The following is an 11983-nucleotide window of genomic DNA, read 5'->3' as shown; positions in this document are numbered from 1 at the left end:
AAACTCATTCAAACTGAATAAGATTTTCTACATCATTATAAACAACATCAAGTCCGCACATTGACGGGACATAATTTGCTGCTTTTGCTGAATTTACACCAATTACTTCAAAGCCCATGTCCTCAATAGGAGCTACAACCATGCATGTGTCACATACAACATTTCCGCCAGCAGATTCAATGATTTGTGTGTATCCCATTCTGTCGGCAGTTGCTTTAACACTTACAGATGTGCAAATCCATAATTTATTTTTAATAGTTTTTCCCTGAACGATACTGGCTACCTGTTTAATTTCTTCAAGTGATGCATGAGGACATCCCAAACAGATTAAGTCAGGTTCCCTATCAGTAGTTGTTAGTTTTTGGCGAGTTTCATCAATTTCCTTTTCGGAAATAAACATTAAATCTTCAACATCTTCCTCACCGGCCAAATCATATTCAGGAGTTACGTTTTCCATATGGTAAAGTGCTACGGAACCTGATGAAGCTAAAGCCGCTCCAAGAGTTTTTAAATCGTTGTTGTTTGGAGTGTTTTGAAGTTTAAAATAAGGAATTCCTCCACCAACGACTTTACCGATAATGTATCCTAAAGCGCCGAAATCAGCGCCTTTTAGTTCGCAGCCGACATTAACAACAAGGTTAGCTTTTCTATTTTGGGGCAGGTGAAATCCATATAAAGGAGTTTTACCGACAATTGCTGCTGCAAGAGCTGCAGGTCCTCCTTCACGATTGGTTCTAGCACCAATTACAGAATTTACATAACAGACTGCAGATGATTCAGACCAAGAAACATGATCTCTAAATCTTGGAACGTTTCCTACCAGATACGGAGTGCATGTACATGTTTTTGCAATTCCAAGTTTAGCATAAGCATCGACAATTTCATTCTGTTTGATTGCAAACTCACGAGGAAAACCTAATGCCTCCCAATTATCCAAATCAGTGCCTGGCGGATTTAAAGATGCATTGATAGTGGCTTTAGCAGATCCATCCAATGCCAAATCTTCAAGATACTCCAAACCGGCATCCCCAATAGTCTTATAAGAAACACCGGATACCTGAGCAGAAGTAATGTCAACCAATTTAGAAGCACCATAGATATCTCCTAAAGCAACTAAGATATCCATACTTTTTCTAATGGTTTCTCCGTACTCTCCGTCACACATTTCATGTTCTTTTTTTGTTAAAAACATATTAATCATTATTTAATTGATATTCAACTATTTCATCGACAATATGAAGGAAATTATCCTTGCTTTCAAATGGAATCATTGCACCAGCTGCAATATCATGTCCTCCGCCGGTTCCGCCAAAATTGTTTGATGAATCCTGCAATGCCTTGCCGAGATTAACACCTTTTGCAACCATGTCTCTAGTTGTTCTGCCGGATATTTTAATGTCATTATGAAGCCTTGAAAGACCCAATACAGGTTTTGAGTCATCAAGCAGTTCTACTGATAGACCAATACTTGCAATAGTACCCATAACAGATTTCAACACCTTATCTTCACTATATAAGTATTGAATAGAGTTAAGTTGCTGAGCACCTTCTTTTTTAACCCATTCAAGGCCTTTAACGATTTGGTCACGATATTGGCGCTGCAGTTTTAAAGCCGCATCCAAAGCCTGGTCCTTTTCACCTAAGGCAATACTTAAGCCCAGACCCTGCTTTTTATTTTTACCGCATGCATCAAGAATATATGAATATTCTTCCAAATCGCGCAGCATAGGAACTTCACGAGGAACTGTGTAACAGTCTCCAAATATTTCAGGATTAATGTTAACCAAAGCCTCTTTAAGCAAATCCTTTTCCTCATCTTCCATGTCGGTGAATTTGATTCCGTAAGAGAGGTTCATTCGTTCTAAAAATTCACGGGCACCATCAAAATCACCGCTGATTCCAGGTAAAGGTGGTGAAAAAGTATAAGCAAGAGATTTGAAAATCGGTTCGGTTGATTTGGAAACAATTTTTAATCCCTCATGAATTTCCAACTTGCCGCTTTCAATTGCATCATCAAGAATCAGTTTGTTAACACCAGTAAAGCCTGATTGGCCTTGCATATCACCAAAAGCACCAACCAAAGCATAATAAGCCAGATGTTTTTTGTCAAAATCACGAATTGCCAGATAGGCAGAACCTGCACCACATAAATCCTTACTTCCATCAATTTCAAAAAGATGCGGATTAATGTGGACGACATTACTTTCTGCTTCGGTTTCATCCACCTGGTGGTGATCTGCAACAATTACATCATGCTTATAGGTGTTAAACTCCTTAATGAACGGACTGCCCATGTCTGAGAATATGAACAAATCATATTTTTCACTTCTAAGGCTGTTCACATCCTCCTGTTTAAGACGTGGGATGATAGTAGTATGGAACTGAACGCTTTCTTCAGCCAAAGCATTCGCTATAACTGCTGCCGCTGAAATTCCATCAGCATCGTTATGAGAAATTATTCTTATAACAGCATCATTTTCAATATGCTCTTTGAGCATATCAGTAGCTTCACTAGCTCTATTTAACAAGGAGTGCTGCTTCTTTTGGATTATATCTCCAACCTTCTGGTAATTTACCTTCACTTACATAGTAAGAAGCTAATCTTCTAATTCTGGATTCGATGATAGTTAAACCTCTTTTTGAGTGTAAGTCTTTAGGGTTTTCTTCTAAGTGGTCTCTGATGTTTACTGCTCTTCTGATTAAGTTCATTAAGTCTTCAGGGTATTCACCAGCTTGACCGTTTCTAGCTAAAATTTCAGTAATTCTTTCACCAGTTACATCTTTAACAGATGGAATTCCGTATTGGTCTCTTAATACAATACCTATTTCGGAAGTACTTTTACCTTCTCTGTTAAATTTTAAAATCATTTCTTCAATTTCTTTATCACTGTAAGTTACCCATTCTGGTCTTGCCATATTATTTACCTCTTTTTAATTTTATATATAAGCCCAATAAACAGAAAATAATGTTATTCTTGACTAGAATACCATTTGATAAATTTTTCTAATGAATTTTTTCTATGTGAAAATTGGTTTTTCTCATCAGTTGTAAGTTCTCCAAATGTCTTGCCGACGCTTGGAACATAAAACAAAGGATCAAAAGCAAATCCTAAATCTCCTCTTTCTTCAACTGCGATTTCACCTACGACCTTGCCTAAAAAAGTCTTGGGCTCAGAATTGGGGGCACAGTACCCAATAACTGACCTGAATTCGGCATAACGGTCATCAGTATCGGTTAAAAGCTTCAATATTCCTTGATTCCCAATAGTATCTTGAACATAATGTGAATAAGTTCCGGGAAATCCATTCAAAGCTCTAATGAATAAACCAGCATCTTCAACAATCACAGGACAGTCAAGTTCATGACAAGCATATTTTGCGCCTGATATGGCCACTTCCTCAAGAGTTCCCTGAGGTTCTTCGTAACCTAAATCAATATGCTTTAAGTTAATGTCATAATCTTTGAAAATATTCTCTGCTTCTTTAACTTTATGTTCGTTACCAGTTATAAATGTTATCATATTTTTAGTTATGAAAATGATTATTTATTAATGTGTGTATCTGCCGCGTGACTCGATATCTGAAATTTTTTCAGACATTTTTTCATCACCATAACCTTTTAAGACCAAATCAAAATATTTTATGGCCAGATTATAGTCAATACTCTGTAAAGACTTTTTCAAAACAAGTAAATCGACAGCCTTATCCTCATCCAATGGAGAATGCCTTCCAAGACCGAAATCAATGAAAACTAGCTGGTCATCTCTAAGCATTATATTTGATGTTGTAATGTCGCCGTGAATTATATCTGCAGAGTGAAGTTTGGAAATATCCTGTCCTATTCTGAATGCCAAATCTTCATCAATAACGTCTTTAACCATTACCCCATCAATTTCTTCCATTAAAATTGATTTATCTTTCAAATTGACATCGTACAATACTGGAGTAACTACACCAGCTCGCTTTGCATCACTCAACAGTTTGGCTTCAAGTTTGCATCTTGACTTTCTGATTTTATTGTCAATTTCTGGAATTCTGTAACTTTTAGAAATTCTATCTTTTAGGACTGCCTTTTCGCCCAAATAGCTTGACCTGACAATGTTTGATTCGGCACCCTTTGCAATTAATTCGTTGGGAAGAGTCAAATAACTTTTTGAATTGTCAATCCATGGAATATCCACTTCATCTGTTCTGAATTTCTGAATTATTCCTGTATCGGCCAAATCCATCGGACCGAATTCGTTGCACATCAGAAGTCCAAGCCAAGCAATCATCACCCCATTGTCTCCGCAGAGTTTCATCTCAGGCATGTAGAATTTAGCGCCGTGCTCTTCAGACATTGTTTTAAGCATTTGTCTTAATCTTGAATTAGCTGAAACTCCACCGCAAAGCATCACTTCATCCTTTTGGGTATGCGACAGAGCCCTTTCAGTTACTTCCACAAGCATTGAAAAAGCGGTTTCCTGAAGTGAAAAGCAAATGTCCTCCATAGGCGTGCCTTTTTGCGCTTGTCTTAATGCTGCTGACAACAGTCCGGAAAATGAAAAGTCCATACCCTTAACAATGTATGGCAAATCTATATAAGAACCCTTTTTAGCCAGTTTTTCAACTACCGGCCCTCCAGGATGGCCCAAACCGGTTTCACGACCGAAATGATCAAGACAGTTCCCGATAGCAATATCTAAAGTTTCGCCGAAAATCCTATACCTTCCGCTTTCATAAGCAATTACCTGGCTGTTTCCGCCACTTACATAAAGTGAAACAGGGTTAACTGCTCCAGTATCGAGTTTTCCGACTTCAACATGTCCAATACAGTGATTGACTCCAATTATTGGTTTGTTTAAAGATAAAGCCAAAGTTCTTGCAGAAGTTGCAACAATTCTTAAAGCCGGACCGAGTCCCGGACCCTGTGAAAATGAAATCAGATCAATGTCATTGTATGAAATTCCCGCCTCACCAATAGCTTCAGGAATTAATTTAGGAATCCATTCGGCATGGTGTTCTGCAGCAATTCTAGGATGTATTCCCCCTTCTTCCGGGAATAGCTGTTTTCCAGCCATGGCTAATATATTCCCATCACTATCAACAATGCCTACACCTGTTTTTTCTGCAGTTCCTTCAATTCCTAAACTTATCAAGATAATCACATTAATAATTTAATAAAAATAGCTTAAAAATGAATTAGGACACATTTTAATACATCCCCATAAAACATATTCAATTAGGTCTGCATTGTGCAGTCCACATCTGAAATACGTTATTTAATTATATCAACATCCCACTATATAAAAGTTTCTAAAATCATCTATTACTAAATTAAAGCAGTGTACATTCTAAAAACAATGATTCATGATAAAAATAATATTTGTTTTTAAAAATAGAAAGTTTCCGGCAAGTTAGTATTTATTGTTGGTCATTTACTTGTTGACGTGCCGGCAACCTATATCGAAGGAAGAAAATTTGGAAAAATCCAAAATGTTCTAATTTGGTAAAATATAATTGCCTAAAAACTCCATAATGAATCAAGCTTATCAGAAATTATATTTTCAATTTCCTTTTTCATCTTAATGTTTAAGAAAACATCAGTTCCATGATTAGTTTTTTTGAATCTTATGAATTTAAGTTTGTATAAGTTTTTTAACTCACTTTTAATATGTTTGCATGGAATTTCAGATAATTTGTTACATATATTGGAAATCGGAGTATGGCGTTTATTGAAATATTTGTTCTGATACAAAAAGAACAATTTCTTCTTGAAAAATGGTGTTGGTTTTCATGTAAACCACCTAAATCAATGGGTGTATTGTTCTAAAAGACTTATTAAATCCTTTGCCGTTTTTTTATTCATTACTATTTGTAAATCAGATTCATTGATTAATTTAAAACCATTTTCATCAGTAATTAATTTTTTATCGCAGATTATAATTCTAATTTCATCATTCACACCGCCGACACCTAAAGAAGATGCATAAGCAACTTTTGAATTCTTATTAATTTTAACTTCTTCATCATATGGTATATCTGATATATTTTTCATTTTCATCACCTATAATAATGACAATTCAAAAGAGTTTTTTGTTGATTTATCGCTGGAAAACGTATAAAACTCTTTTGTTTCAATTTCAAACTCCAACTTTTCCAAATCGACCTCGTCTGGAATATCACTGAAAATTTCATCCAACTCATCATCAGAATAAACGTCAAATTCCTCTTCAGGAAGTTGTTCCTGTTTTTCAATTTCAATTTTAACAAGTCTGTTGCTGATGTTATAGAAATCCCTAATGAATTCTGATTTAAAATTTACAACATATTTTGAACCTTTTCTACATAAGAGTTCATACTCAAGAAAATCATCTATAAACTTATCTAATGTTGACCTTGATATTTCAGAACCGACAGCCAGTTGTTGTTTTGTTAATTCATGAAACGGACAAGACAGCATATAATCAATTACTTTTATCTGAGGATGATTTCCAAAAATATCTTTTAACATAATCTCACCTCATGTATAATAATTATACATTTTTAATATAAATAATTTTTTAATGTATTAAAATTAGACAAATTTAAAGATGAAAAATATTTTAAATTTAAAATACATAAGTGAAAGCATGGGATTTTATAGTGCAAATACATTGGAACAAAAAAGAGTAAAACAGCTAACTGGAGACATCAACATCCATGACATGTTTAAAAACGAATGTAACGCAAGAGGAATACCAATCTACAATGCATATAACATTCAGAAAAGATTAATCCATGAAGTGGAACAGGAACAGCTTGTTGGTGTTGATAACGTGGATGAGAGATTAATGGAACTTCTTGACGAGAGAGGAAAAGTCGAGGTAACCCACAGATATGTTGATTTCGTATCAAGAGAAGACAGTGCATCAAAAGGCGTGATTCCAAAAATGCCATCTCAGGAAGATAAGCTTCCTCCAAAAGACCAGATTAAAATCCCCCCAAGAGCAAGAGACGGACAGACATTTCAAACTGATGACGAATTGCCTGAAATGGAAATGTTGAAGAAAATCATGCTCCAGAATAAAAAGATTATAAATCAGAATAAGATTATTATCGAACAGCTTAAAAAATTAGGTGAAAACAATGATTGAAGGAATTAAAACCTACGGATCTGATGAGCTAACAAAAAAATTACAGGAATGCGATGATCCGGTATTTTTACTTACAATAGGAACAACCGAAACCTCCCTAATCGAAGGAATTTCAGGTGCTGGCCCTTCAGCAGATTTGACTGAATATACACCGGCTTCCGATGCGGAATTTATGGTTTTGGGTGAGGTAAGATGCTGTGAAGCTCCGGCCGAAACAGTTGTAGGAGATGCGGCAGCACCAACTCCCGCCAGACTTACAAAGGCAGCACTTCAGGTTGCAAATATCCCATTCGTCATTATCGATGCCGGTTCCAAATACAAACCAGATATCGAATATGTCAGTTTAGGAAAAGAATATGGAAGAGACATCAGGACCGGAAAAGGTGTCCTGAATCCTTTAGAAATATTTGAAAATGCTAAAAACCTTGGAGCCGAACTATCAGCAAGACACGAAATGCTCATAATAGGTGAAAGCATAGCTGCCGGAACAACAACAGCATTAGGTGTCTTAAGGGCTTTAGGCTATGACGCCAATGAAAAGGTAAGCGGAAGCATGCCACATAATCCTCATGACATGAAAACAAAAGTCGTTGATGAGGGACTGAAAAATGCAGGTCTCGACCCTAAAAAAGATGATATTGATGCAATTCAGGCTATCGGTGCAGTAGGAGACCCTACACTTGCCGCAATGTCAGGGTTAATTATAGGTTCTGACATTCCAATAATATTGGCCGGCGGAACTCAAATGGCAGCAGTTTGCGCAATTGTAAAATCCATTCAGCCTAACTTTGACTTTACAAGAATCAACCTGTCCACTACAGTCTTTGTTGCAGGTGATGAAACTGCGGATTTGTTTGGAATCTTAAGCCAGATTGACGATAACATTACCGTTAATGTGGTAGACCCTGAATTTGAAAAATCCGAACATGAAGGTCTGAAAAATTACCTGAAAGGATTTGTTAAAGAGGGTGCCGGAGCCGGAGGGGCAATGTATACCGCACTCGTTTTAGGAAATTCACAGGAAAGACTTAGAAAAAGAATAGAAAAAGTATGTAAATAGAGATTTAACAATCTCTATATTCTAATTTTAAAATATGTGAGCTATTGAGCCCATAAAGACAACTATACCTACTATCCAGCAATAGTAAGCAAAAATATCCAAATTTCTTTTTTGAATTAATTCAAGCATCCATTTAATAGCTGCATAACCTGCGATAAATGCTGCTATAAAACCTAAAATTACAGGCAGGAAGTTTGCATCAATTGCACCGCCAATATCTTTAGCCTGCAAAAGGAATGCACCAAGAATTGCAGGAATGGACAATATAAAACTGAACTTTGCAGCAAACTCTTTATCAAGGCCTATTACGAGACCAGCAGCAATTGTGGTACCTGAACGTGAAAGACCAGGCAATATTGCACAAGCCTGACCCAGTCCCATAAACAATGATTCCTTTGCAGAAATATTTTTGAGGTCGATATTTCCGCTGGCCATTCTCTGGGATAAATAAAGGAGGGTACCGGTTACAAATAAAAAGAATGCCGGAACGTAAAGTGCGCCTGCAAACAGTGAGTCTACAGCATCTTCAAATAAAAATCCTACAAGACCGACAGGTATTGTTGCTATAATAACATACCATGCAAGCCTTTTATATGGATCTTCCATAAACCCTTCACGAAATCTTCCTTGAATAATATCACGAAGGCTTGAAATCCAGGATAGAATCATCTTTATAATGTCTGCCCTGAAGAACCATAATACCGCAAGCAAAGATCCCAAATGAAGAAAAGTGTCAAAAGCAAGAGAGCTTTCAACACCCAAAATATTTTGGATAAAAACTAAATGTGCTGAACTGCTTACCGGTAAAAATTCAGTTAAACCCTGAACAATACCAATAATAATTGCCTGAAATATATCCATAAACTACACCGCTTAAATGTAAGATAACCAGTTGTATTTGTCTTCTGTTTTAGCTTCAACAATATCAAAGAATGCGGTTTGTAATTTTTCAGAAATTGGGCCTCTTCTACCGATACCAATTGTTCTGTGGTCAATTGAACGGATTGGAGTAACTTCTGCAGCAGTTCCTGTAAAGAATACTTCATCAGCAGAGTATAATCTTTCTCTTGAAATTATCTCTTCAACAACCTCATAGCCTAAATCACGAGCAACAGTCATTATTGAATCTCTGGTAATTCCTTTTAGGTTGGATGAAGACATTGACGGTGTGAATAATTTGCCGTTTTCAACAAGGAAAATGTTTTCTCCACTACCTTCAGAAACGTGTCCTTCATAATCAAGCATGATTGCTTCATCAAATCCGTTGTCGATAGCTTCAAGTTTAGCCAATTGGGAGTTCATATAATTTGCAGAACATTTAGCGAGTGCAGGGAAAGTGTCCGGTGCAGGTTTTCTCCATGATGAAACACCGATGTCCACACCATTTGCCATTCCTTCTTCTCCTAAATATGATCCCCATTCCCATGCAGCAATAACCACATTAACAGGACAGTTTAAAGGATTTACACCAAGTTCTCCATAGCCTCTAAATACTATTGGGCGTATATAACAACCGTCTAAATTATTTACGCGAACTGTTTCCAGAATTGCTTCTTCGATTTCTTCTTGTGTGAATGGAATATCAATCTTATAGATTTTTGCAGAATCAAATAAACGTTGAACATGTTCCTTTAATCTAAATACCGCTACACCTTTATCGTTTTTGTATGCGCGTATTCCTTCAAAAACACCTGTACCGTAATGGACAACATGAGAAAGTACATGAATATTTGCATCTTTCCAGTCAACCATGTTTCCATCTATCCATATTTTACCAGCTTTGTCATCCCAAGCCATTTTATCACTTCTAATTTTTTTGTAATAATTATTTTATTTTTATTAACTAATAAAATTTTCTTAGTGCAGGATTATCAAGAATACGGAAACATTTATATAATAGTAAATTCATAATAATATTTGTTGGTTCCGTGGTCTAGTGGTATGATACCTCCCTTACAAGGAGGGGATCACGAGTTCGAATCTCGTCGGAACCACTGTTTCTTATTTTAAGATTTTTTTCAAAATTAGTCAGATTTTATCGTTTTTTAGATAGTGATTTTCTAAGGCAAACAAACCATTTTTAAAATTTATTTTCTTAAAAATTTTCCAATTATATAGTAGATTGTATAATATTTTATTAATTAAAATAATAAAATGAATAGTATTCATTAAAATAATTAATACAATGATTAAAAATCATAAATAATAAAATTTAAATAGTTTTTGAATTAAAATTATAACTATCGAAAAAGGAGATTTAATTATGGTAGTTAAAATTGCTATTATTAAAAGTGGTAATATTGGTACTTCACCAGTAATTGACCTATTGTTAGACGAAAGAGCAGACAGACCAAATATCGATGTAAGAACATTTGGATCTGGAGCAAAAATGAACCCAGAACAAGTAGAAGACGTTGTTCCTAAAATAGACGCTTTCGAACCTGATTTCGCAATTTTCATTAGCCCAAACCCAGGAGCACCTGGACCAGCTAAAGCAAGAGAATTATTATCTGAAAAAGACATTCCTGCTATTATCATTGGTGACGCACCTGGTAAAGGTAAAAAAGATGAAATGGATGAACAAGGCTTAGGATACATCATCGTAATGTCTGACCCAATGATTGGTGCTAAAAGAGAATGGTTAGACCCAACTGAAATGGCTATCTTCAACTCCGACATCTTAAAAGTATTAGCTGAAACCGGAGCATTAAGATTAGTCCAAAAAACCATTGACGATGTTATTGCACAAGCTGAAGCAGGTGAAATCGAATTACCTAAACTCATTATTACTGCTGAAAAAGCTGCAGAAGCTGGCGGATTTGCAAACCCATATGCAAAAGCAAAAGCTATCGCTGCATACGAAATGGCTGGATCAGTTGCTAACTTAGACATGAAAGGTTGTTTCATGACTAAAGGTTTCGAAAACTTCATCCCATTAGTAGCTGCTGCTCACGAAATTGCTGCATGCGCTGCTAAATTAGCACAAGAAGCAAGAGAAATCGAAAAAGCAAATGATACTGTTTTAAGAACCCCTCACATGAAAGAAGGTAACCCTGGTTCTAAAACAGACTTAATCTCAAAACCAGAATAAGTAGCATTCCGCTACTTTTATTTTTCTTTTTTTTAAGACCATAATGTAATATATTTCTTACAATATGAAAAATTAAAATCTCATTTTGAAAAAAAAATTAAAAAAAGATAGCTAAAGTATTAGCTATAAAACACCTTTTGTAGAAGGAATCTGATCATGCTCTACTTTAATGGCATCCTTTAAGGATTTGGCGAATGCCTTAAAAACAGCTTCAGCCTTGTGGTGGTCATTTGCACCTTCCACAGTACCGTAAATATTTATTTTGGCACTTGAAGCAAATGATTCAAAAAAGTGGATGACAATATCAGATGTCATGTCCCCAATCTTTTCATTTTTGAAATCAAGATTCATATTGCAATAGCTGCGCCCGCCGATGTCAACTGCAACGGTAGCTACTGATTCATCCATAGGAACAATAGCGTGAGCCATTCTTTTTATTCCTTTTTTATCACCGATAGCTTCACTGAAAGCTTCGCCAAGCAGTATTCCGATATCTTCAATAGTATGGTGATCATCTATTTCAATATCGCCTGTCGCCTGAATGTCCAAATCAATCATACTATGTTTTGAAAAGGACTCCAGCATGTGATTAAAAAAATTCACTCCTGTGGAAATGTTGTAATCCCCGCTGCCGTCAAGATTCATTTTGATATCAATTTCAGTTTCCGAAGTTTTCCTTGAAACAATAGCATTTCTAGTCATAATCTAACCTATATT

The 11983-nt window shown here is 35.8% G+C and carries 13 protein-coding genes and 1 tRNA gene; 4 read left to right on the top strand and 10 right to left on the bottom strand.

Annotated features, from left to right (window positions below):
- Positions 1-4 precede the first annotated feature (4 nt).
- The 7 genes from IJL02_RS07360 to IJL02_RS07330 form a co-directional block, all read right to left on the bottom strand.
- Positions 5-1192: an aconitase X catalytic domain-containing protein gene (locus IJL02_RS07360; RefSeq protein WP_292814143.1), complete on the bottom strand. Its 1188-nt coding sequence runs from the start codon at positions 1190-1192 to the stop codon at positions 5-7.
- Between the two features lies 1 nt (position 1193).
- On the bottom strand, positions 1194-2528 hold the full coding sequence (locus IJL02_RS07355) for a DHH family phosphoesterase (RefSeq protein ID WP_292814140.1): 1335 nt from the start codon (positions 2526-2528) through the stop codon (positions 1194-1196).
- Positions 2518-2916 carry a 30S ribosomal protein S15 gene (locus tag IJL02_RS07350; protein WP_292814138.1) on the bottom strand — a complete coding sequence of 133 codons (399 nt, stop codon included), beginning with the start codon at positions 2914-2916 and terminating at the stop codon, positions 2518-2520. Before IJL02_RS07350 ends, IJL02_RS07355 begins: the two co-directional genes overlap by 11 nt.
- 53 nt (positions 2917-2969) lie before the next feature.
- Positions 2970-3521, bottom strand: coding sequence for an XTP/dITP diphosphatase (locus IJL02_RS07345; protein WP_292814135.1), 552 nt, complete (start codon positions 3519-3521; stop codon positions 2970-2972).
- Between the two features lie 27 nt (positions 3522-3548).
- Positions 3549-5147 (bottom strand): bifunctional N(6)-L-threonylcarbamoyladenine synthase/serine/threonine protein kinase, encoded by a 1599-nt coding sequence (locus tag IJL02_RS07340; RefSeq protein ID WP_292814132.1) that lies wholly within the window; start codon positions 5145-5147, stop codon positions 3549-3551.
- Positions 5148-5791: 644 nt separating this feature from the next.
- Entirely contained in the window at positions 5792-6037 is a 246-nt protein-coding gene (locus tag IJL02_RS07335; RefSeq protein WP_292814128.1) for a hypothetical protein, read from the bottom strand.
- A gap of 9 nt (positions 6038-6046) precedes the next feature.
- Positions 6047-6493: a hypothetical protein gene (locus IJL02_RS07330; RefSeq protein ID WP_292814124.1), complete on the bottom strand. Its 447-nt coding sequence runs from the start codon at positions 6491-6493 to the stop codon at positions 6047-6049.
- Positions 6494-6611: 118 nt separating this feature from the next.
- Between IJL02_RS07330 and IJL02_RS07325 the strand changes: the two genes are divergently transcribed.
- Entirely contained in the window at positions 6612-7115 is a 504-nt protein-coding gene (locus IJL02_RS07325) for a hypothetical protein (protein ID WP_292814121.1), read from the top strand.
- Complete coding sequence (gene cobT, locus IJL02_RS07320; RefSeq protein WP_292814118.1) at positions 7108-8175, top strand: nicotinate mononucleotide-dependent phosphoribosyltransferase CobT; 1068 nt, start codon at positions 7108-7110, stop codon at positions 8173-8175. The genes IJL02_RS07325 and cobT overlap by 8 nt, the downstream gene beginning before the upstream one ends.
- A gap of 27 nt (positions 8176-8202) precedes the next feature.
- Here the strand turns inward: cobT and uppP are convergent, their stop codons facing one another.
- Together uppP and IJL02_RS07310 are read right to left on the bottom strand one after the other, a co-directional pair.
- The gene (gene uppP, locus IJL02_RS07315) at positions 8203-9036 is read right to left on the bottom strand and encodes an undecaprenyl-diphosphatase UppP (protein WP_292814116.1); all 834 of its coding nucleotides are present in this window, start codon (positions 9034-9036) and stop codon (positions 8203-8205) included.
- Positions 9037-9048: 12 nt separating this feature from the next.
- Entirely contained in the window at positions 9049-9972 is a 924-nt protein-coding gene (locus IJL02_RS07310) for a branched-chain amino acid transaminase (RefSeq protein ID WP_292814110.1), read from the bottom strand.
- A 125-nt stretch (positions 9973-10097) separates the two neighbouring features.
- Here IJL02_RS07310 and IJL02_RS07305 point away from each other — a divergent pair.
- A tRNA-Val gene (locus IJL02_RS07305) sits at positions 10098-10169 on the top strand.
- A 269-nt stretch (positions 10170-10438) separates the two neighbouring features.
- A complete protein-coding gene (locus IJL02_RS07300) occupies positions 10439-11266 on the top strand; it encodes a F420-dependent methylenetetrahydromethanopterin dehydrogenase (protein WP_292814107.1) in 828 nt (275 codons plus the stop codon).
- A 123-nt stretch (positions 11267-11389) separates the two neighbouring features.
- Here IJL02_RS07300 and hisB read toward each other — a convergent pair whose 3' ends face one another.
- Complete coding sequence (hisB, locus tag IJL02_RS07295) at positions 11390-11968, bottom strand: imidazoleglycerol-phosphate dehydratase HisB (protein WP_292814104.1); 579 nt, start codon at positions 11966-11968, stop codon at positions 11390-11392.
- Between the last annotated feature and the right edge of the window lie 15 nt (positions 11969-11983).

The organism is Methanobrevibacter sp. (assembly GCF_017427765.1).
In the GTDB taxonomy this organism is placed as follows: Archaea; Methanobacteriota; Methanobacteria; order Methanobacteriales; family Methanobacteriaceae; genus Methanocatella.
This window is presented reverse-complemented; position numbering and strand designations above follow the sequence as displayed.